Raw genomic sequence first — 22,907 nt, forward strand, 5'->3', positions numbered from 1 at the left:
GCTTCTCCCGGCGCGGCCGCGGCGGGGGGGGGCGTCCTCCCCCGCGCGCCGCCCCGACCCCGTCGGGCCGCCCCGGTTGCTGGGGTTCGGCCGACGGCGTTCGGGCGTTCGCTCAGCGCGGTGGCAGGGCGGCGAAGACCTTGGCGACGTACGCGTGGAACTCCGGTGTGTCGAGGATGAAGTGGGCGCCGGGCAGCCACTCTGTGCGCACTTCGCCGGCGCCGTGGTTCTCCCAGTCGTGCAGCCCCGCGTCGTCGACCATCGGGTCGTCGCGGCCCGCGCACACCCACAGGGGGCAGTCGAGCGGGGCGCCGGGCAGTGCCTCGTACGTCTCCGACATGGTGAAGTCGGCCCGGAGCATGGGGATGAACAGCTTCACCAGCTCGGGGTTGGCGAACACCTGCGGCGGGGTCCCGCCGAGCTTGCGGACGGCGTCCAGGAACTCCTGCGCCCCCAGCGGGTGGATGTCGGGCAGGATGCGCCGGGCGGTGGGGCCGTTGCGTCCCGCCAGGACGACGGCCACGGGCGGCCTGCCCAACGCGGCCCAGTAGCGGGCCAGTTCGTAGGCGAAGGCCGCGCCCATGCTGTGTCCGAGCAGGACGTAGCGGCCGCCGGTGTGCGAGGCGGAGGTGCGGACCAGGTCGTCGAGTACGGCACCGAAGTCGTCCCGCGGCGCCTCGCGCATCCGGGTGCCGTGGCCGGGGAGCTCGAGCAGGGTGGAGTCGACGTGCGGAAGGGCCGCCCGCAGGCTCGCGAAGACGCGGGCGGCGCCTCCCGCGTGGGGCAGGCAGATCAGGGCCGGCGGTGCGGTCGAGGGCGCCGGTGACCGGGGTTCGGGCGATCGGGGGCTGCTCAGCTGCATGACGGACCTCCACGGTCGGGAACGGTCTGGCGGCCGGGGACCTCGGGGGCCCCGGCGACTTCGGGGAGCAGCGGCGGGAGGGGTGCGGGCAGGGCCGGCGGGACGCTGGGGGCGCTGCCGGGCGACATGTGGAAGGCGCGCACGAGGCTGCCGCCGTCCGCCACGGCCACGGCGGCCCTGAACTCGGGGCCCAGGTCTATAAGTTGCAGGGCCCAGGTGCGGGTCGCGGCCTGGGCGGGCAGCGCGTGGACGGGGACGGGCCCGGAGCGCCGCGCCCCGGGGGCCACCTGGATGGACGTCAGGTCGCCCGCGAGGCCGCTGCCGATCGCCTTGAGGACGGCTTCCTTGCAGGTCCAGTGGGTGAACAGGCCGCTCTGCGCGGCGTCTTCGGCGCTCTGGGGCCAGCGCGCCGCCTCCCAGGGCGAGAGCACCTGGCCTCGCATGCCGGCCGGGTCGTGCAGGGCGGTGATGCGCTCGACGTCGACGCCCACGGGGCCGTCGCGGGTCACCGCGACGAGGGCCATGCCGTTCGTGTGCGCGAGGCTGACCCGCAGGCCTGGGTCCGATGCCACGTAGGGCTTTCCGAACTCTCCTGTGGTGAAGGCGACTTGGGGTGCGCGCAGCCCGGTGTAGGCGGCGGTGACGGTGCGCAGTGCGGCGTGGGCGCAGGCGTGCAGGGCCTGCTGGGGCGGCACGACGCGTTCGTAGCGGCTGAGCTCCGCGGGGGTGAGCAGCGCGAGGCAGCGTTCGACCACCGCCTTGCGCCCCGGGCCCGGTGGCGGCTCGCGCACCGCCCAGACGTGCGCTTCTCCGGTGGGTGGACCGTGCTGTTCCCCGCTCATGGCGCCTCCAACTACGCGACCACTGCTTTGTGTTGGGCCCTTGACGATGAGCTCAACACTAGTAGAGTTCATCAGGAAATGAAATCACCGGGCGTTGAACTCCCCGAGTGTTGAACTCTCTCCTCAGGGTTTCCCCCGGCGGCTCCAAGTGCCTCCCCGGCAGCGGAGCGTCCCGCCCGTCATCAGCATCTTCAGGAGGTACGGCGTGGCCAGTGACCGTGACGAACTGATCGGCCGGCTCACCGAGTTCATCCAGGAACGGCTTCTGTCCGAGCCGGACCCCAAGGGCATAGCTCCGGACACCCCGCTGCTCGAGTGGGGGATTCTCACCTCGATCAACACCGCCCAGCTGCTCACCTTCATCCGGGACGAGCTGGGCACGAACATCCCGCCGACCGAGCTGACCGGGACCAACTTCCAGAACCTCGACAGCATCACCGACCTGCTGCTGTCCCTTCGCTCTCCCGTGCACTGACCGCGACCACGGCGCAGCACACCGACCGAACCCCTGAAGAGGAGCTCAAGTTGTCCGCAAACTACGACTACGACATCGGCATCATCGGCGGCGGTCCGGCCGGCGCGACCGCCGCCTCCTACCTCGCCAAGGCGGGCCTCTCCGTCGTGGTCTTCGAGTCCGAGACCTTCCCGCGCGAGCACGTCGGTGAGTCGCTGGTGCCGGCCACCACGCCGGTCCTCATCGAGACCGGCGCGATAGACGCGGTCGAGGCGGCGGGCTTCCCCAAGAAGTACGGCGCCGCCTGGACCTCGGCCGAGGACCGCGACATCGACCACATGGGCTTCCAGGGCCTCGACCACGACTTCCGCGCCGCCGAGGTGCTCTTCAGCGAGCGCGACCAGGCGGGCGTCGACCGCGACTACACCTTCCACGTCGACCGCGGGAAGTTCGACCAGATCCTCCTGCAGCACGCGGAGAGCCTGGGCGCGAAGGTCTACCACGGGGTGCGCGTCAACCGCGTCGACTTCTCCGAGCAGGACCGCCCCATCATCCAGGCGAAGGTCGGCAACCAGCCGATCGGCGTGCCCGTCCGCATGGTCGTCGACGCGAGCGGCCGGCGCACCATGATGGGCAGCCAGCTCAAGGTCAAGGTGCCCGACCCGGTATTCAACCAGTACGCGGTGCACACCTGGTTCGACAACTTCGACCGCAAGGCGCTCGCGGTCAACAAGGAGCAGTCGGACTACATCTTCATCCACTTCCTGCCGCTGACCGACACCTGGGTCTGGCAGATCCCGATCACCGACACCATCACCTCGGTCGGCGTCGTCACCCAGAAGTCCCGCTTCAAGGAGGCCAAGGACGACCTGGAGACCTTCTTCTGGGACACCGTCGGTTCGCGTCCCGCGCTGTGCGACGCGCTCAAGAACGCCCAGCGCGTCAAGGAGTTCAAGTCCGAGGGCGACTACAGCTACGCGCTGACGCAGATCGCCGACGACTCGCTCATCATGATCGGTGACGCGGCCCGCTTCGTCGACCCGATCTTCTCCAGCGGTGTCAGCGTGGCCCTCAACAGCGCGCGCCTGGCGGCCAACGACATCATCGCGGCGCACGAGGCGGGCGACTTCCGCAGGAAGCGCTTCGACACGTACGTCGACACCCTGCGCAGCGCCGTGCACAACTGGTACGAGTTCATCTCCATCTACTACCGCCTGAACATCCTGTTCACGGCGTTCGTCCAGGACCCCCGCTACCGCCTGGACGTGCTGAAGATGCTCCAGGGCGATGTGTACGACGGGGAGCCCAAGGCGCTCGCCGCCATGCGGGAGATCGTCACGGCGGTGGAGAACGATCCCAACCACCTCTGGCACAAGTATCTCGGGGAGCTCAAGGCACCCACGGCGGCCGCGAAGTTCTAGACCGCACTTCCGCCGCACACCGGGTGGCGCGGACACCACTCGCGCCACCCGGACCTCGTTCCTCACCCACTCGTCGCACTCCCGACGCACTCCCGTCGCACTCTTTTGAGGGGGACCCATGCCCGTCCGCAGCGGACCAGTCACCGATCCGGCCATAGCCCTTGTCGGCATCGGGTGCCGTTACCCGGGCGGAGTGGTCGACCTCGCATCCTTCTGGCACGTCCTGCGGGACGGCGTCGACGTGATCGGCGAGATCCCCGCGGAGCGCTGGGGCCCCGAGTTCATCAGCGAGGACGGGGCGGAGCCCGGCACCGGCTACTGCCGCTACGCGGGCGTCCTGCCGGGCCTCGACCAGTTCGACGCGGACTTCTTCGGCATCTCCTTCCGCGAGGCCCGCGAGATGGACCCGCAGCAGCGGCTCCTGCTCGAAGTGTCCTGGGAGGCCCTGGAGCACGCGGGCCTGACCAAGCCACAGCTCGCCGGGTCCCGCACCGGTGTCTTCTTCGGCATGCTCGGCATGGACTACACGCTCCTGCACTCCAAGACGCGGGGCGTGCGGGGCATCGACCCCTACTACGCGAGCGGCAAGGAGTTCAGCTTCGCGCCGGGACGGGTCGCCTACACCCTGGGACTGCACGGGCCCGCGCTCGCCGTGAACACCGCCTGTTCGTCGTCCCTGGTCGCGGTGCACCTGGCGTGCCGCAGCCTGGCCAGCGGCGAGGCCGACACCGCGCTCGCGGGCGGCGTCAACGTCCTCGCCGCACCCGAGCTCTCCATCTTCATGAGCAAGGTGCAGGCCCTGTCCCCCACCGGCCGCTGCAAGCCCTTCGCGGCCGACGCCGACGGAATCGTCCGGGGCGAGGGCTGCGGAGTCGTCGTCCTGAAGCGGCTCGACGACGCGCTCGCCGACGGTGACCGGGTACTCGGCGTCATCCGGGGCAGCGCCTTCAACCACGACGGCCGCAGCGCCGGCCTGACCGTGCCCAACGCCTCCGCCCAGGCGGCCCTGCTGCGGGACGCCCTGAGCCGCGCCGACGCCGCGCCGGACGACGTCACGTACGTGGAGACGCACGGCACCGGCACACCGCTCGGCGACCCGATCGAGGCGTACGCCCTGTCGGAGGTGTTCGGACCCGGCCGTGATCCCGCCCGCAAGCTGCACATCGGCTCGCACAAGGCCAACTTCGGGCACACGGACGCGGCCGCCGGGGTGGCCGCGCTCATCAAGACCGTCCTGACCGCACGGCACAGGCTCGTGCCGCCGCAGCTGCACTTCGGCACGCCGAACCCGGCGATCCCCTGGGCGGACGGCCCGTTGCAGATATCCGCCGAAGCACGTCAACTCGACGGTCCGGGCGACCAGTTGCTCGGCGTGAGCGCGTTCGGCCTGAGCGGCACCAACGCCCACATCCTGCTGTCCGCCGCACCCGAGCCGGCCCCCGCCGAGCCCCGCGAGGAGAGCGCAGGCCCCTCGCCGAAGGTGCTCCTCCTGTCCGGCTCCACCGACGACGCCCTGCACGAGCGCGCCAGGGACCTGCTGACCACCCTCGACGGTGAACAGCCCCTGGCGGACGTCCTGCACACGGCGGCCGTCCGGCGCACGCACCACGAGACCCGCGCCACGGTGATCGGCGCCGGCCTGGACGAACTGCGGGCCTCGCTGGCGGACCTGGCCCAGGGCACGCCCGACGAGCGCACCCTGACCGGTGTCGCCGAGCCCCGCCGACGCCACCGCACCGTCTTCGTCTTCTCCGGGCAGGGCTCGCAGTGGCGGGGCATGGGCCTCGACCTCTGGGAGCGGGAGCCCGCCGCGGCCCGCTGCCTGGAGCGCTGCGACGAGGTGATCCGCGCCGCGAGCCTCCCCGGACTGCGGGAACTGTTCGGCGAGGCCGACCTCACGGCCACCGAGCTCGCCCAGCCCGCCGTGGTCGCCCTGCAACTGGCGGTCGCCGAGGTCTGGCGCGAGCGGGGCGTGCGCCCCGACAAGGTCATCGGCCACAGCCTCGGTGAGATCTCGGCGGCCTGCTGGTCCGGCGCCATCGACCTGCCCACCGCCCTCGACCTCGCGATCCGGCGCGGGCGCATCATGGCCGGCGCCGCGGGCACGGGTCGCATGCTCGCGGTGGGTCTGCCCGAGGTCCAGGCCGTCGACACGGTCGCGGGCACCGGGCGCCCGGTCACCGTCGCGACGGTCAACGGACCGAACGCGACCGTGCTCGCCGGGTCCGAGGAGGACCTGACGGCGCTCTCGGAACTCCTGCGCGAACGGTCGGTCACCGCGCGCTTCGTCCCCGGTGACTACGCCTTCCACAGCCCGGCGATGAAGCTGTACGCCGACGAACTGGCCGTGGAGTTGGCCGAGTTCACCGCCGTTCCGACACCCGAATCGTTCGTCTCGACCGTCACGCCCGACGAGCGCCCCGCCGCACTCGACGCCGCGTACTGGGCGGCGAACGTCCTGAACCCCGTACGGTTCTGGCCCGCCGTGCGCCACCTCCTGAACGACCGGGGCGCCGACTTCATCGAGATCGGCCCCCACCCGACGCTGGTACGCCCGCTGACCGAGGCGCTCACCACCACGCGCCGGCACGGCGTCGCCGTGGCCTCGCTGCGCAGGGACGCCGACGGGCCCGCGACGCTGCTCGGCGCCCTCGCCCACCTGCACTGCGCGGGCGCCGACATCGACTGGGAGGGCCTGCTGCCCGGCCGCCCGGCCGAGCTTCCCCGCCACCCGTGGCAGCACGAGTCCTTCTGGCTGCCCGAGGTCACGCGTGGCGCGCAGTCCGGAGCGGTAACCCCCGGCGCCGCTCAGGCGTCGTCCGCCAGGCTCGCCGTCCAGCTGATCGACCCCGAAGGGCGTCCGCTGGGCCCGGCGCAGGAGCTCCGGATCGGCGCCGGTGCCACCACCGGCGCCCCCTTGATGCCGGCGGGGATCCCCCTCCCCGCCGGTGACTCCCCGGTCACGGTCCCGACCCCCGACGGGCCGGTCCGGGAGGCCGTGCCGTCCGCCGTCACCCCGCGTGGGCCAGCGGAGGCGACGGCGGCCGGCACGGAGTCGGCACACGGCGCGCCGGGGACGGCACGCGACCGGCGCGAGCTGATGCGCCAGACGTCGGCCGTCCTGGCGGAGATCCTCGGCCAGGACCCGACCCGCCGCATCTCGCCCCGCCGCGGCTTCGCCGACCTCGGCCTCGACTCGCTCTCCATCGTCGAGTTCGTCGACCGGCTCGGCATCACGCTCGGCCTGGAGATCGCCCTGTCCACGCCGTTCGAGCGTCCGTGCCTGGACGAGCTGGTGGACTTCCTGCTCCCGGAGGTCCTCGCTAAGGCGCAGGCCCCGGACAAGGAGCAGCTCCCGGCGCCGACGGCCGCACCCGCCGGACCGCAACCCGCGGCTACCACCGCCGCGCCCGCCGACGACCCCATAGCCGTCGTCGGCATGAGCTGCCGCTTCCCCGGCAGCCCCACCGTGCGCGACTACTGGCAGCTGCTCGTCGACGGGCGCGAGGTCATCCGTGACGTGCCCTCGGACCGCTGGGACGGCAAGGCCTTCCTCTCCGACGGGGCGTGGACGCCCGGCACGATGACCTCCCTGCGGGGCGGTTATCTCGACGACGTACGCGGCTTCGACGCCGCCTTCTTCCGGGTCTCGCCCCGCGAGGCACGCAGCCTCGACCCCCAGCACCGGCTCTTCCTCGAAGTCGCCTACGAGGCCCTTGAGGACGCCGGAGCCACCAGGGACCGGCTGCGCGGCTCGGCGACCGGCGTGTTCGTCGGGATGAACAGCTCCGACCACGCCCAGCACGTCAGCAGCCACCTCCAGGACGTCGACCTCTACTACGGGACCGGCAACTCCTTCGCCGGGGCGTCCGGCAGGCTCTCGTACTTCCTCGGCCTGACCGGTCCGAGCCTCGCGGTGGACACCGCCTGCTCCTCGTCGCTGACCGCCGTGCACCTGGCCGCGCAGAGCCTGCGCCAGGGCGAGAGCGACCTCGCGGTGGCGGGCGGCGTGAACGTGATCCTCAGCCCGGTGATCCCCGTCTCCGTCTCGGCCGGCGGCGCCCTCTCGCCCACCGGCCACTGCCACACCTTCGACGAGGCCGCCGACGGTTATCTGCGCGGCGAGGGCTCCGGGGCGGTCGTGCTCAAGCGGCTCTCCAAGGCCGTCGCCGACGGCGACCGCGTCTACGCCGTGCTGCCGGGCAGCGCCGTCAACCAGGACGGCGCGAGCAGCGGTCTGACGGTGCCCAACGGCACGGCCCAGCAGGCGCTCATCCAACAGGCCCTGGACCAGGCCGGGTTGCCGGGCAGCGCGGTCGGCTACGCGGAGGCGCACGGCACCGGCACACCGCTCGGCGACCCGATCGAACTGCGGGCGCTCGCCCAGGCGCTGCGTCCGGGGCACTCCACGGCACAGGAGCCCGAGGCCGCGCCGCTCCTGGTCGGCTCGGCCAAGCCCAACATCGGCCATCTGGAGGCCGCCGCCGGAATGGCGGGGCTCATCAAGGCCGTGCTCTCCGTGCACCACGGCCGCATCGCCCCGCACATCGGCGTCACCACCCGGCCGACCACACAGGTCGCCTGGGAGAAGCTGGGCCTCGAAGTCGCGGGCGGCGCCGAGCAGTGGCCGTCGGCCCCCGGCCGGCCCCGCGTCGCGGGCGTCAGCTCCTTCGGCTTCACCGGCACCAATGCCCACATCCTGGTGGCGGAGCCGCCCGCGGCCGCCCCCGCTCCCCCGGCCCCCGCCCCGGCCCGCTTCGCCGTCCCGCTCTCCGCCGCGCAGCCCTCCGCGCTCGCCCCGGCCGCCGAGGCCTTCCTCGCCCGGACCGAGGGGACCGACGAGAGGGAGCTCGCGGACCTCGCGTACACCGCGTCCGTACGCCGCAGCCGCCTCGACCACCGCGCGGTGGCCGTCGGGCGGAGCCTCACCGACGTCCGCGCCGCGCTGGCCGCGCTCGCGGCGGGCGAGGAGGACCCGGGCCTGCTCACGGGCACGGCGGAGGCAGCACGCTCCTGCGTGTTCGTCTTCTCCGGCTTCGGCTCGCAGTGGGCCGGGATGGGGCGCCAACTCCTGGACAACGAACCGGTGTTCAGTGACGCGGTGCTCGCCGTGGAGGAGGAGATGCGCAAGTGGATCGCCTGGTCGCCGCTGGCCTCGCTGCGCGGTGAACCCGGCAGCAGGCCCTTCGACGAGGGCATCCCGCAGGAGCTGATCTTCGCCGTGCAGGTCGGCCTGGTCGAGCTGTGGCGCAGCTGGGGCGTGGTGCCCGAGGCGGTCGTCGGCCACAGCATGGGCGAGGTCGCCGCGGCCTGGGCCGCGGGCGCGCTGACGCTCGCCCAGGCCACGGAGATCCTCTGCCTGCGCTCGCGGCTGCTCGACACGGTCGTGGGGACGGGCGGCTCGATCGCGGTGGGTCTGCCGCGCCACGAGCTCGCGCCGTATCTGGCCCTGTACGAGGACCAGTTGAGCATCGCGACGATCAACGGTCCGCGGACCACGGTCGTCGCCGGTGACGACGGAGCCCTCGATGAGCTCGCCGCCGAGCTGAGCGACGCGAACATCTTCGTGCGCCGCATCAAGGTGCCGGTCGCCCCGCACTCCCCGCTCGTGGAGCCCTTGCGCGAGCGTCTGGTGACGGGCCTCGCCGCCCTCGTGCCCGCCGAAGCCCGTATCCCGATCTACTCCGCCGTGGCGGGCGGCGAGGTGGACGGCTCGTCGCTGACCGCCGAGTACTGGGGCCGCAACCTGCGTGACACCGTGCTCTTCCAGGACGCGGTGAGCGCCGTCGAGGACCCGGAGGACCGGGTGTTCGTCGAGATCTCGCCGCATCCGGTGCTCGTGTCGGGGGCCGAGGAGTCCCTGACCGCCGCCGGAGTCCAGGCTCCGGTCGTGCTGCCCTCGCTGGTGCGCGACGAGAACGAGGTGGGCGCCCTGCTCAAGAGCCTGGGCGCGCTGCACGCGCAGGGCGTCCCGGTCGACTGGGCGGCGTTCGCCGGACCCGGCCGGCGGATCGTGGAGCTGCCCGCCTATCCGTGGCAGCGCAAGGAACACTGGCTGCCCCAGCAGCCCAAGGAACGTGCCGGAGGTACGGGGGCCCTGGTCGGCACCCCGGTCCGTCCGGCGAACGCCTCCTGGACCGCGCTCCTGCCGGTGTCGGTCGACGGGGTGCGCGCGCCCTGGCAGATCACCGCTTCCGGCACGGTGGCCGCGCCCGCGCTCCTGGAGGCCGCGCTGGACTGCGCCGCCTCGACGGGCGCTCCGATACCGGCACTCGCCGGCGTACGGTTCGGCCCGGCCCCCCGCACCGACGCCGAGAGCCGGGCGGAGCTGCAGGCCGTGGTCGACACCCGGCAGGCCTCGGTGGCGCTGCGCTCCCTGGTCGACGACGCGCCCTCCGACGCCGCCCTGACGGCGTCGACGGACACCGGGGGCGTGAGCGCCACGCAGATGGCCGCGCCGTGCGGGCTCGCGGTGGACGAACCCCTGCGGGCGAGCCTCGCCGAGGCGTTCCCGGGGCTGCGGATCCTGTCGGCGGACTCCGCCGCGGGCGCCGCCGAGATCTCCGTGGAGCTGCCCGACGGGGCGTCCCGGCGGAGGCTGCCGGCCGACCTGCTGCGCCTCGCCCTGCGGCTGGTCGCCGAAGGCGCCGGAGCCGGAGCCGGAACCGAAGCTGCCGAGGCCGACCCGCTGCCCGCTGCGATCGGCCTGGTCCGCGTCAAGGCCGCCGCCGACGGCACGGTACGGGTCTGCCGCGGCCCGGTGCGGCTCTGCGCCGACGGGCTGCGCGAGGCGGACGTGACGGTGCTCGACCCCGCGGGCCGCGCCGTGGTGGAGCTGGCGGGCCTGCGCCTGGCGGCGCCCCGCGATCTCGTCCCCGCGGACGCCGCCCGGGACCGCCTGGAGAGCCTCCTATACCGCATGGCCTGGCGCCCCGCCCCGCTGCGCCCCACCGACCACGACGCGCAGAGCCCCGCACCCGCCACCCGCTGGCTGGTCTGCGGCGACACCGAACACCTGGCGGGCGCGGTGGCAAAGGGGCTGCGGGACGCGGGAGCCGAGGTGGTCCGCGTACGGTCGTCGCAGCTCGCGCACGAAGGCCACGCGAGCCCCGCCGACGTATCCCTCGACCCGAACGACCGGGACGCGTGGCGACGGCTGTTCACCGGGACGGATGTCTGGGCGGAGGCCGACGCGGGCACCACCGCCGTCTGCGACCTCTGGCCCCTGGAGGACCTGGACGCCCGTCCGGACACCTGGCGTGCCACCACCGCGCTCGCCGCCACGCTGGCCGGCCTCGAAGGCACCGCGCCGAGGCTGTGGCTCGTCACCCGGCACGCGCTCGTCGCCGCGGGGCACACCGGGTTCCCCGTCGCCGCCCAGGGCGCGCACGCGGGACTCGGCCGGACCCTGGCGATGATGCGCCCCGACGCGTGGGGCGGGCACGTGGACCTCACGCACGGCAGCGCGGAGGAGCTGCGCACGCTGGTGGCCCGGCTGCTCTGCGCGCCGGGCGACGAACACCTTCGCGTCGAGCACTCCTCGCTCCAGGTGGGGGAGTTGACGCAGTGCAGGCCGCCCGAGACGTCCGGCCACGCGCCGCTCACCGCCGACCGCTGGCACCTGGTGACCGGGGCGCGCCGCGAGCTCGCGGCGCCCGTCGTGGACTGGCTGATCGGGGCGGGGGCCCGGCGCATCGCGCTCGCGGACACCGAACCGGAGTCGGCGGAGCCCCTGCCCTGGGACGAGATCCGCATCGAGGCCTGGCGCGCCCAGGGCGTGGAGATCCGCCGCACCCCCGGCACCACCCGCGGCGAACTCACGGCGCTGGTCGGCCAGTTGCGTGCCGACGCCGGTATCGCCGGAGTCGTCTGCGCGGACTCCCCCGGCATCGCGACGCTCCTGGACGAGACCACGGACGCCGCCGTCCTCGCGGAACTGCGGCGCTCCACCACCGCGGAGCTGCTGCACGAGCTGACGGCCAAGGATCCGCTCGGCCTCTTCGTCCTGCTCGGCTCGGTGCCCGGCACCTGGGGCGGCGCCGTCACCGGCGCGGCCGCGCCGGCCGACTGGGCCCTGCGGGCGCTCGCCGCCCGGCGCCGGGCGAGCGGCCTGCCCGTTTCCCATCTGGAGCTCATGCCCCTCGCGGGCAGCGAACTCCTCGACGAACGGACGATTTTACTGCTGAAGAGCAGTGGGATCGCGCCCCTCCAGGAAGAGGATCTGGTCGGCGCCCTCGGCCTGCTCGCCCGCGAGAGCGCCGTGCACGTGTCGGTGGCCGACGTCGACTGGGAACTCTTCAGGGCCGCGCTCGCGGACTCACCGCACCAGCGGCTCTTCGCCCCGGTGCTCGGGTCGGCAAAGCGGGACGGCGGCACGGAGTTCGTGGCCGGGCTCGGTGAGCTCGACCCGGCGCTGCGCCGCGACCGGATGCTCGACTGGGTCTGCACCCAGGTCGCCGCGGTCCTCGGGCTCCCGGAGGACGACCTCCAGGCCGAGCAGGGCTTCTTCGATCTCGGCCTGGACTCGGTCATGTCCCTCACACTGCGGCTGCGGCTCTCACGGGGGCTGAAGACCGACCTGTCGTCGACGGTCGCCTTCGAGCACCCCACCGCGCTCGCGCTCACCGCCCATCTGCTCGACCGCCTCGGCTACCCCGCCGACGCCCCGGACGCGGCCACGCAGGCCGCCGACGCGGACGGCGCCGGGCCCGGCGAAGCCGGTGACCCGGACGGCATGGACGAACTCGACGACGACGAACTGCTTCGCCAGCTGGAGGCCGAGATCTCCGGCACAGCCCTTGGGTTCGAGGAGAACTGATGACGAACACCCCCGCAGAGAAGCCGAACCGCTCCGCACAGGAGCCGAACCGGCCCGCGGACAAGCCGGCCCAGCCGAGCCAGGACGTCCTGCGCGGACGCCTGAAGGAGTCGCTCGGCACGATCCGCAGCCTCCGCGCCCGGGTCCAGGAGCTCCAGCAGCCCCAGCCCCTCGCGGTGATCGGTCTCTCCTGCAGGCTGCCGGGCGGCGACACGCCCGAGGAGTTCTGGGAGTCCCTCGCCGAGGGCCGTGACGCGACGTCCGAGTTCCCCGAGGAGCGGCATCCGGTCGCCGGTTTCTACCACCCCGACCCGGACCACCCGGGCACCGCCTACACCCTGGCGGGCAACTTCCTCGACGGTCCCGTGGACACCTTCGACCCGACCGTCTTCGGCATCTCGCCCCGCGAGGCCGCGGGCATGGACCCCCAGCAGCGCCTGGTCCTCGAACTGGCCTGGGAGGCCATGGAGGACGCCTGCCTGCCGCCGACCGAGCTGGAGGGCCAGCAGGTCGGCGTCTTCCTCGGCGCGAGCACCAGCGACTACGTGCGCATGCGCCAGCAGGAGGGCGCCATCGCGGACGTCGACGCCTACCAGCTGATCGGCGAACCCAGCTTCCTCGCCGGCCGCATCTCCTACACCTTCGGGCTGCAGGGCCCCAGCATGGTCATCGACACGGCCTGCTCCTCCTCCCTGGTCGCCCTGGAGCAGGCGTGCCTCTCGCTGCGGTCCGGCGCCTGCGACATGGCGCTGGTCGGCGGGGTGAACCTGATGCTGTCGCCGTACGGCTTCGTGCTGGTCAGCAAGTTGCGCGCGCTGTCTCCCGACGGGCGCTGCAAGACCTTCGACGCGTCGGCCAACGGCTATGCGCGCGGTGAGGGCGGCGCCCTGTTCGTGCTGAAGCGGCTGAGCGAGGCGGAGGCCGCGGGCGACCGCATCCTGGCCGTCGTCCGCGGTGTCGCCACCGAACACGACGGGCGCAGCAGCGGCCTGACCGTGCCCAATCCGTCGGCGCAGCAGAGCGTCATCAGCTCCGCCCTGAAGGACGCGGGGGCCGCCCCCGCCGAGCTCGGTTATGTCGAGGCGCACGGCACCGGGACCCCGCTGGGCGACCCGATCGAGCTGAAGGCCCTCGACGCCATCACGCGTACGGACCGCCCGGCCGACCGGCCGTTGCTCGTCGGCTCGGTGAAGACCAACATCGGCCACCTGGAGCCCGCCGCCGGCGCCGCCGGGATCCTCAAGGTCGTCCTTGCCCTGAAGCACGACACGCTGCCCCGCCACCTGCACCTCAACAACCCCAACCCGCAGGTCCCCTGGTCCGACCTGCACCTGAAGGTCACCACCGAGGAGACCCGCTGGCCGCAGGGACCGCGCCTGGCCGGAGTGAGCAGCTTCGGCGCGAGCGGCACCAACGCGCACACCGTGATCGGCGAGGCGCCCAAGCCCGCGCCGCGCGGCGGCACCACCCGCGACACCGGTCTGCTGACGCTGAGCGCCAACAGCCTCCCGGCACTGCGGGCGATGGCGACGTCGTACGAGGCCAGGGTGCGGGACGCCGATCCGCGCGCTTTGGCGGACATCTGCTACACCACGCACATCGGCCGGGCCCGCATGAAGCACGGGCTCAGCGTCTCCGGCACCCGTGAGCAACTGGCGGCCGGTCTTGCCGCGTTCGCCGCGGGCGAGCGGTCCGAGCAGGTCACGGTGCACGCGCCGACCGGTGCGAAGGCGCGCCGCCTGGGCTGGCTGTTCACCGGGCAGGGTTCGCAGTACGCCGGGATGGCGTCCGAACTGGCGGCGGGCGAGCCGGTGTTCGCCGAGGCCCTCGCCGAGTGCGTGGCCGCGCTCGACCCGCATCTGGCGGAGCCGCTCGGCTCGGTCCTCGAGGGAAGCGGCGGGGACGCCGAGCGGATCAACCGGACGGGTTTCACGCAGCCCGCCCTGTTCGCCGTCGAGTACGCCCTGGCCCGGATGTGGGAGTCGTGGGGTGTGCGGCCGAGCGCGCTCATCGGGCACAGCCTGGGCGAGATCACCGCGGCCTGCGTCGCGGGCGTCCACTCCCTGGAGGACGCGGCCCGGCTCATCACGGCCCGCGCCCGCCTGATGGAGGCGCTGCCCGCGGGCGGGGTGATGGAGACGCTGGTCTGCGACGAGGAGACGGTGCGTGCCGCGATCGCCGAGGCGGGGCGGGCCGGCGATGTCTCCGTGGCGGCGGTCAACGGCCCCACCGATGTGGTGCTTTCGGGCCCGGTGGCGGAGGTCGGCGAGGTCGTCGCGCTGCTCGCCGCGCAGGGCGTCAAGCACCGCCCGCTCGCGGTCTCGCACGCCTTCCACTCGCCGTTGATGGCGCCCATGCTGGAGGAGTTCCGCGCCGTCACCGAGACCCTGACGTTCCATCAGCCCAAGTACCCGATCATCTCGAACGTCACAGGCAAGGAGTGGGGCCCCGAGCAACTGCGCCCCGAGTACTGGTCCGAGCACGTCATGGCGCCGGTCCGGTTCGCCGAGGGCATCACGGCGCTCCACGAGACGGGCTGCCGTACGTTCCTCGAACTCGGTCCGGCGCCCGTCCTGTTGGGGCTCGGAGCCCGCAGCCTGCCGGAGGACGGCGTCTGCTGGATCCCGTCCCTGCGCCGGGACCGGGAGGACGGCCACATCGTCGCCCAGGCCCTGGGCGCCCTGCACCACCGGGGAGTGCCGGTCGACTGGGCCGCCGTGCACCGCGCCGAGGAGCCGCGCCGCTCCGCCCTGCCCAGCTATCCCTGGCAGCGGGAGCGGTACTGGTTCAAGGAGGAGGGCACGGGCGGCGGGTCGCCCGCCGCCGCACCGGACGACTCCCCAGGCGCCTTCTTCGACGGGCACCTGCTCTCGGGACAGCCCACCTTCTCCCCCGAACTCGACGCACTGCCCTCCGTGTTCATCCACACGGGGCAGGACGGCCGCCGCTCGGTCTCGGCGGGCGGTTTCTGCAACTGGGCGCTGGCCGGCGCCGCGAAGCTGCCCGGCGCGCAGCCCCGTGTCGTGGAACGCTTCGTGGTGGGCGAGCCGCTGCTGCTCGACGCCGAGCACCGGCCCGGCCAGGTGCGCGTCTACGTCCTGCCGCAGGACGACGAGGGGCGCTCGCTCTTCCTCTGCTTCTCGCTGCAGGGCGGCGACTCCGTCGAGTCCGGCAGCTGGCGGCTGCACGCCCGTGGCGTCCTGGCCCGCCGTACGCCGGACGCCCGTCCCGGCGGCGGTGACCTGGCCGCGGTGCGGGCGCGGTGCCTGCCGGTCGCCCCGGCCGACGTCACCGTCCCCGTCTGGGCGGAACCGGTCCTGAACGAGGTGTATCAGGGCCCCGGCGAGGTGCTCGCCGAGGTCAACTCGGCCGCGGAGGAGCTGCCGAGGGGTGCGCTCCTGGACCTGACGATCGGGCTGCTCCGGCAGTCCGCGCGCGTCGGGGAGGCCGCCGACGCCAAGGCGCCCAAGGCACAGCCCGTCGGCGTACGCCGCTACATCCACGGCTGGCTCGACCCCGCGGACCCCGAGGCGCAGGACGGCGAGCTCCGCGGCGGCCTGGAGATCCTGGGCGCCGACGGCAGTCCGCTGATCATGATGCGGCACGTCCATCTGCGCTCGTCCTCGGCGGACCTGGACGACCTGCCGCGCAGCCCGCGCGAGGACACCGTCTGGGAGCAGACCTGGCAGCCCGAGGACCCGGCGACGGTGACCGGCGAGCGGGAGCTGCGCGGACAGCGCGTGCTTCTGGTGGGCGGCGGCGCGGACAGCGTGCGCAGCGGCATCGTCGAGGCCACCACCACCCAACTCGCCCTGCGCGGCGCCCTGGTGACGCATGCGGAGGCGTCCGTGGACGCGGTCCGTGCCGCGCTCCCGTCGCAGGGGACGTACGACCATCTCGTCCTCCTCAGCGGTCTCGACCTGCCGGTGACCGGATACGACTCCTCCGCGATCCGGCAGGCCCGCGAGCAGGCCGAGCACGTGTTCCTCGCCGCCGTGAAGCAGCTGGCGACGGAGGAGTCCGCCACGCGGGTGTGGGTGGTGACCCGGGGCGCCCAGTTCACGGGTTCCGGCCAGTCCGAGATCTGCCTGCCCGCGGGCCCGTTGTGGGGCCTCGGCAAGGTGGCGGCCCTGGAGCACCCCGAGCTCTGGGGCGGCCTCCTGGACCTGGACCCGGCGGGCTCACCGGACGAGGCCGGGCAGATCGCGGCCCTGCTCGCGACGGAGACCGCGGAGGATCTGACGGCACGCCGGGCGGGGGCGCTGCTCGTGCCCCGCCTGGTCCCGGCGCCCGTCGCGGAGTCCGCCGCCGAGCGGCCCGTCCCGCAGCTGAGCGACCTCGGCAGCTATCTCGTCACCGGCGGCCTCGGCAGCCTCGGCCTGCTGGTCGGCGAATGGCTCGCGAGCCTCGGCGCGGGCACCGTCGTCCTCGTCGGGCGCGGCGGGCTGCCGGACCGCTCGGCCTGGGACGCCCCGGAGCTCGACGACGCGACGGCGGCCAAGATCGGCGGGGTCCGCCGCATCGAGGCCCTGGGCGCCGACGTACGCGTGGTGGCCCTGGACGTCGCCGACGAGACGGCGCTGCGCTCACTGACGGATCAACTGGGGCTCGCTGGACGCCCGTTGCGGGGCGTGGTGCACGCGGCCGGGCTCTCCGAGCCGCAATTCCTGCGGGAGAGCGACCCCGAGACGTACGACCGGGTCATGCACGCGAAGGCGGCGGGCACCTGGGCGCTGCACGACGCCACCATCGACCAGAACCTGGATCTGTTCGTCTCCTTCTCCTCCATCGCGTCGGTGTGGGGCTCGCAGCACCTGGCCGGGTACTCGGCGGCCAACGCCTTCCTCGACTCCTTCGCGTACTACCGGAAACTGCGGGGCCAGAACGCGACAACCGTCAGCTGGGGCCCCTGGGGCGCCCAGTCCGGGCTCGCCGACGACTCCGTGATGGCCTTCCTGCGCTCCATCGGCCTGCACCAGCTCAACCCCGCCCACGCCCTTGAGCTGCTGGGCGAGGCGATGGCCGACGGGGTCGCCAACCGCACGGTGTGCTCGGCGGACTGGGCGCTGTTCCGCGACCTGATGGAGGCGCGGCGCGAGCGGCCGATCCTGAGCGGCATCCGTTCCGCGCCCGCCGCCGGCGCCTCCGCCGGGGCCGAGCCGGGATCGCTGACGGCACGGCTGCTCGGCCTGCCCCGCGACGAGCGGCTCGCGGAGATCAACGAGTACGTACGCGTGCAGCTCTCCGGGATCTTGCGGATGGAGCTCGACACGCTGACCGCGGACACCCGCCTCGCCGACATGGGCCTGGACAGCCTGATGGTGATGGAGCTGATCAGCCGCTGCAGGGACGACCTCGGCCTGGAGATCAACAGCCGCGACTTCTTCGCCTGCCCCGGCATCGACTGGGGTTCCTTCCTGCACGAGCTGATCGAGGAGAAGTACCCCGCCGCCGGCTTGCCGGCCGCGCCGCGTCAGGCGGCCACCGCATGACCGACGCGCACCCCGAACCCCCGCCGTCCGAAGCCCGCACAGCCCGTGAAGCCCGCACAGCCCCTGAAGGGACGAGCATCATGCAACCGCTGCCCGTGTCCGACTCGCCCGGCAAGGCCGACCACGACGTCGCCATCCTGGGCGCCGGTATCGCCGGGTCGATCCTGGCCGCCATCCTCGCCCGCAACGGGGTCAAGACCGTCCTGGTGGACGCCGGGGCCCACCCGCGCTTCGCCGTCGGCGAGTCGACCATCCCGTACACCTCGGTGATGCTGCGCATCCTGGCCGCGCGCTATCAGGTGCCGGAGATCGCGCACCTGAGCCACTTCTCCACGATGCGCTCGAAGGTCTCCTCGAACTCCGGCCAGAAGAAGAACTTCGGCTTCGTCTACCACCGCGAGGGCGAGCCCCAGGACCCGCGGGAGATCAACCAGTTCGTGATCCCGGTGGCGCTCTCCACCGAGTCGCACATGTTCCGCCAGGACGTCGACGCCTACATGTTCAACGTGGCGGTGCGTTATGGCGCGGTGCCGCGGCTGAACACGCGGGTCACGGACGTCGACATCGACGGCTCCGGCGCCACCCTCGCCGTCTCCGACGGGCCCGACATCCGGGCCAGGTACGTGGTGGACGCGGGCGGTCACAACTCGCCGCTCGCGAAGAAGTTCGGGCTGCGGGACGAGGTGCCCCAGCAGCGCACGCACTCCCGGACGCTCTTCACGCACATGGTGGGCGTGACCCCCTTCGACACCAGCCCCGCGGGCCGCAAGCACGACAACCCGAGCCCCTGGCACCAAGGCACCCTGCATCACGTCTTCGACGGCGGCTGGGTCTGGGTCATCCCCTTCGACAACCACCGCGGCGCCACGAACCGCCTCTGCAGCGTCGGCCTGACCCTGGACCCGCGCCGCCACCCCAAGACCGACCTGGCGCCCGACGTGGAGTTCGCGCAGTTCCTCGACCGCTTCCCCGACATCGCCCCGCAGTTCAGGAACGCCAGGGCGGCCCGCCCCTGGGTGTCCACCGGCCGGCTCCAGTACTCCTCGCACCAGGTCGTCGGCGACCGCTTCTGCCTGACCTCGCACGCGGCGGGCTTCGTGGACGCCCTGTACTCGCGCGGCCTGACCAACACGACGGACATCGTGAACTCCCTCGCCTGGCGGCTCATCGAGGCCGCGAAGGACGACGACTTCTCCGCCGAGCGGTTCAGCCACATCGAGACGCTGCAGCAGGGCCTGGTCCGCGCCCATGACGACGTGGTGGCGTCCTCCTTCACGTCCTTCCGGGACTACGGCATGTGGAACGCCACGTTTCGCATGTGGGCCCTGGGCACGGTGCTCGGCACCCTCAACGCCCAGGACGCGCTCGTACGCTTCCAGCGCGGCCGGGACCCGATGGTCTGGCGCGAGCTGGAGGCGCAGCCGCACCCCGGGGCGCTGTTCCCTGCGAGCGTCGGCTTCAACAAGATCACCGACGCCGCCTGGTCGGCCTGCCGGGACGTCGAGGCGGGCCTGATGACCCCCGACCACGCCACCGGTGAACTCTTCGACCTGCTCCAGGACGACAGTTATGCCCCGCCCCCCTTCGGCCTGCACGACCCCGCGAACCGCTTCTACAACCCCAACCCGGCGCGCATGATCCGCACCATGCTCTGGGCCAAACGCGGCCCGGCCGCAGCCGACACCGGCCCCATTCTGGCCAGTGCCCTCGGCGGATTCCTGCGCTCCCGGTTCCACAAGAGCTGACGACGGCCGACCCAGGAGGACGGGAACATGTCTGACCGACACGAGGAAACGCGCGCCGGGGCACAGCTCCCGGCGGACGGGGGGCTGCCCTCGGACCCGGCGTGGTGCGAGGGCGCCGACGCGGTGGGGCCGTCGGAGTCGGCGCTCCCCGACGAGCCGTTCGACGATTCCGCGCCCGAACCGGGCCCGGTGCACACGGTCGCCGTGCTCGGCGCGCACCTGGGCGGCGGCATGCTGGCCGCCGTCCTGGCCCGCGCCGGCGTGGACGTCGTCCTGGTGGACGCGCCGCACGACGCGACCGCTCCCGCCGGCGAGAGCACGGTCCCGTACACGGCGGAGGTCTTCGAGCTGCTCGCACGCCGCTTCGACGTCCCCGAGCTCTCCGCGCTCGGCCACTTCGGGGAGCTGCCGCCGGAGATCCGCCGGACGTCCGGGGTCAAGAAGAGCATCGGCTTCGTCTACGCGCGCCCCGGCCAGCCGGTGCGCCCGCGCCAGAAGCTCCAGTTCAACGTGCCGAGCGAGCACGGCGAATCCCATCTGTACCGGCCCGACGTCGACGCCTGGGTGCACCAGCTCGCCGTGTCGTACGGCAGCAAGGTCCCGCCGAGCCGGGCGCCGCTGGCCGATGTGCGCGGCGGCCCCGGCGACTTCACCGTCGAGCTCGCCGACGGGCGCTCCGTACGGGCCGCCTTCGTCGTCGACATGTCGGGTCCCGACGCCCCGATGCTGCGCCGTCTGGGCACCGCCCTGCGTCCGCTGCGCCACTCCTCGCGCGTCCTGACGGCCCAGCTGCGCGGCGTACGGCCCCTTGAGCGGCGGGTGGACCCCGGCGACGGCGGCACGCCCTGGACCGGGGGCACCACGCAGGTGATCTTCCCCGGCGGCTGGCTGCAGCTGATCCCCTTCGGCGAGGAGCGCGGCGGCGAGCAGGCCCTGACCAGTGTGTCGGTGAGCCTGGACGCCAAGCGGTGGCCGCAGCGGTCGGCGTCGCCGGAGGCGGACTTCAAGGACCTGATACGGCAGTTCCCGGACCTGGAATGGCAGTTCGCGCAGGCCACGACCGTGCGCCCGTGGTCCGGCGGCGAGCAGTGGCAGTACGGCGCCTCGGCCACCGCGGGCGACGGATTCGTCGTCCTCGACCGCTCGGCGGTCCGCTGCGACTTCACGCTGTCCCGCGACGTCACGCTCACCGCCGAGCTGGTCCACGAGGCGGCGGTGCACATCCTCGCCGCCCAAGAGGCCGGGGACTGGTCCGTCGAGCGCTTCCGGGGCCTCGAGGCCTTCCAGGCCTCACTGACCGAGCACAGCGACCGCCTGCTGCAGACGGCGCTCACCGCCACCACGGACTTCCGGCTGTGGAACGCCTTCTGCCGCGTCTGGCTGCTGCACTCCATGTTCGCCGCGCTCTCCCTGAAGCGGGCCCGCAACGACGCGCTCGCCAGGCCCGGCGCCGCCGACCAGTGGGCGGAGCTCGAGGGCTACCGGGGCAACGGCATGTGGTTCCCCGCCTATCCGGGCTTCGGGGTCCTCTTCGACGACACGTACCGGCTGCTGCGCCAGGTCGCCGACGAGCGCGTCAGCGCGGGCGCCGCGGCCGAGCAGATTTTCGGCCAGATGCGGAGTGCGTCATTCATCCCGCCGCTGTTCGGTTTCGGGGACCCCTCCGACCGCTACTACAACTTCACTCCGCTCAAGCGGGTCAAGGTTCTCCTGTGGGCCAAGCGCAAGGCCCCGCACCTGGTACGCAGGGTGCTCACCAAGGGGGCGACGATCCAGCCCAGCGTCACCGAATAGCAGTCGGCGGGCCGTCCCTTCGCGGGGCGGCCCGTTGGTGCGTTCTGGCCAACGACTCCGCCCGAAAGTGGACGCGTTCTGGACACTCCGGCGGGGTGCCGGGATGCTTTCAACGACAAGAAGGCCGTGCGTGAAGGGGTGGGAACTTGATCGCCGCGAGCCGTGGACGCATGACGGAGGGCCCCCTATGAACGCCGGAAACGGGATCCCTTACGCGCAGGGGGCCGCCTCGCGCCGCCGGAGCGCCACGCGCGGAGGGCGCCCTCTGTCGGCCCGCAGCGGCCGGCGCCCCGGGGAGAACAGCACCAAGGAGCAGATCCTCACCGCCGCCCTCGACCTCTTCGCGGCCAAGGGCTACTCGGGCACCACGATCCGTGCGATCGCGGGCGAGGCCGGCGTCGATCCGGCCCTGGTCCACCACTTCTTCAGCACGAAGGAGGGCGTCTTCCACGCCGCGGTCAACTCCCGCCTGAGCGTGTCCTCGCTCTTCGACGCCCTGACGGACGACGGCGCGCAGCCCGCTCCCGAGGACCGTGCCGAGTGGGTCGCCCGTACGTTCCTGTCGTTCTGGGAGGACGAGTCGACGCGGCCCGCGATGGTCGCCATCTACCGGACGGGCCTGGCGGACGAGTCGACGTCGAGGACGTTCAGGGAGCGCATCGAGTCCAGCATGGGGAACTTCGTGCTGCGGATGGTGCCCGAAGTGACCGAGCGCACCGAGGTGTTCACCTCACTGGTGTCCGCGCAGCTCGCGGGTCTCGCGATGCTGCGCTACATCCTCAAGGTGGAGCCGCTGGCCTCGGTCGACTTCGAGGATCTGCTCACGTGGTTCGTGCCCGCGCTCGACGTGCACTTCGACAAGCTGGCGCAGGGCTAGATCCGTCGGTGTCATCGCGGCCTCCGCCGTGCGGGCGGCCGCCTCCCGCGTCTGCACGGCCGCCTCGGACCGTGCCAGGACGAGCACGCCCCGGCCCGCCACGAGCGCGGCGGCGAGCACGGCCAGCAGCCCGGCGGGACCTGACACCCCGCGCTCCCCCAGGACGACGGTCCCGATGAGGGAGGCGAAGACCGGGTTGACCAGCGTGACGGTGGCCAGCGGTGCGTCAAGGGCGTCCCTGAACGCCAGTTGACTGAGCATCAGGCCGGCCGCCCCCAGGCCGGCGGTGACCGCCACGACGACCACGGTCGCCCAGAGCGGCAGCCCGGCGGTGTCGTCGCCGGAGAGTTTCAGGACGGCGGTCTGCGCCAGGGCCGAAGCGGTCGCGAAGGCGATCCCGGCGGCAGCCGCGTACCAGAGCCCCCTGCCGACCGGACCGCGGACCACGGCCGCGGCCGCTGTCGCGAGGCCGAGGGCCACGGCGGTGGCGGCGATGACGCCGAGCACTTCCGGCGTACGCAGGGTCCGGCTCGCGGCGGACGATCCGGTGAGGGCGAGCAGCCCGGCGACCCCCGTCACCGTCAGCGCCGTTCCGGCCCACT

Annotated in this window: 9 protein-coding genes; 7 read left to right on the top strand and 2 right to left on the bottom strand. The window is 73.1% G+C overall.

Annotated features, from left to right (window positions below; all coding sequences use genetic code 11):
* Positions 1-112 precede the first annotated feature (112 nt).
* Both AB0I66_RS21035 and AB0I66_RS21040 read right to left on the bottom strand, forming a co-directional pair.
* A complete protein-coding gene (locus tag AB0I66_RS21035) occupies positions 113-862 on the bottom strand; it encodes an alpha/beta fold hydrolase (RefSeq protein WP_363209424.1) in 750 nt (249 codons plus the stop codon).
* A complete protein-coding gene (locus AB0I66_RS21040) occupies positions 853-1,704 on the bottom strand; it encodes a 4'-phosphopantetheinyl transferase superfamily protein (protein ID WP_363209425.1) in 852 nt (283 codons plus the stop codon). Before AB0I66_RS21040 ends, AB0I66_RS21035 begins: the two co-directional genes overlap by 10 nt.
* A 205-nt stretch (positions 1,705-1,909) precedes the next feature.
* Between AB0I66_RS21040 and AB0I66_RS21045 the strand changes: the two genes are divergently transcribed.
* The 7 genes from AB0I66_RS21045 to AB0I66_RS21075 all read left to right on the top strand — a co-directional run bounded on the left by AB0I66_RS21045 (position 1,910) and on the right by AB0I66_RS21075 (position 22,305).
* The gene (locus tag AB0I66_RS21045; protein WP_363209426.1) at positions 1,910-2,179 is read left to right on the top strand and encodes an acyl carrier protein; all 270 of its coding nucleotides are present in this window, start codon (positions 1,910-1,912) and stop codon (positions 2,177-2,179) included.
* Positions 2,180-2,229: 50 nt separating this feature from the next.
* Complete coding sequence (locus tag AB0I66_RS21050; protein ID WP_363209427.1) at positions 2,230-3,579, top strand: NAD(P)/FAD-dependent oxidoreductase; 1,350 nt, start codon at positions 2,230-2,232, stop codon at positions 3,577-3,579.
* Positions 3,580-3,697: 118 nt separating this feature from the next.
* Positions 3,698-12,397, top strand: a complete 8,700-nt coding sequence (locus AB0I66_RS21055; protein ID WP_363209428.1) for a beta-ketoacyl synthase N-terminal-like domain-containing protein — start codon at positions 3,698-3,700, stop codon at positions 12,395-12,397.
* The gene (locus AB0I66_RS21060) at positions 12,397-17,889 is read left to right on the top strand and encodes an SDR family NAD(P)-dependent oxidoreductase (RefSeq protein ID WP_363209429.1); all 5,493 of its coding nucleotides are present in this window, start codon (positions 12,397-12,399) and stop codon (positions 17,887-17,889) included. The genes AB0I66_RS21055 and AB0I66_RS21060 overlap by 1 nt, the downstream gene beginning before the upstream one ends.
* A gap of 80 nt (positions 17,890-17,969) precedes the next feature.
* Positions 17,970-19,634 (top strand): NAD(P)/FAD-dependent oxidoreductase, encoded by a 1,665-nt coding sequence (locus tag AB0I66_RS21065; protein WP_363209430.1) that lies wholly within the window; start codon positions 17,970-17,972, stop codon positions 19,632-19,634.
* Positions 19,635-19,661: 27 nt separating this feature from the next.
* Entirely contained in the window at positions 19,662-21,428 is a 1,767-nt protein-coding gene (locus AB0I66_RS21070) for a hypothetical protein (RefSeq protein WP_363209431.1), read from the top strand.
* A 187-nt stretch (positions 21,429-21,615) separates the two neighbouring features.
* Entirely contained in the window at positions 21,616-22,305 is a 690-nt protein-coding gene (locus tag AB0I66_RS21075; protein ID WP_363209432.1) for a TetR family transcriptional regulator, read from the top strand.
* Positions 22,306-22,907 lie beyond the last annotated feature (602 nt).

It is taken from the genome of Streptomyces sp. NPDC050439, assembly GCF_040655335.1.
GTDB lineage: Bacteria > Actinomycetota > Actinomycetes > Streptomycetales > Streptomycetaceae > Streptomyces.

What these genes read in the sequence shown, in the direction of transcription:
- AB0I66_RS21075 (WP_363209432.1), top strand. Translation starts at nt 21,616, where the DNA reads ATGAACGCCGGAAACGGGATCCCTTACGCGCAGGGGGCCGCCTCGCGC.
- AB0I66_RS21055 (WP_363209428.1), top strand. Translation starts at nt 3,698, where the DNA reads ATGCCCGTCCGCAGCGGACCAGTCACCGATCCGGCCATAGCCCTTGTC.
- AB0I66_RS21060 (WP_363209429.1), top strand. Translation starts at nt 12,397, where the DNA reads ATGACGAACACCCCCGCAGAGAAGCCGAACCGCTCCGCACAGGAGCCG.
- AB0I66_RS21065 (WP_363209430.1), top strand. Translation starts at nt 17,970, where the DNA reads ATGCAACCGCTGCCCGTGTCCGACTCGCCCGGCAAGGCCGACCACGAC.
- AB0I66_RS21070 (WP_363209431.1), top strand. Translation starts at nt 19,662, where the DNA reads ATGTCTGACCGACACGAGGAAACGCGCGCCGGGGCACAGCTCCCGGCG.
- AB0I66_RS21040 (WP_363209425.1), bottom strand. Translation starts at nt 1,704, where the DNA reads ATGAGCGGGGAACAGCACGGTCCACCCACCGGAGAAGCGCACGTCTGG.
- AB0I66_RS21035 (WP_363209424.1), bottom strand. Translation starts at nt 862, where the DNA reads ATGCAGCTGAGCAGCCCCCGATCGCCCGAACCCCGGTCACCGGCGCCC.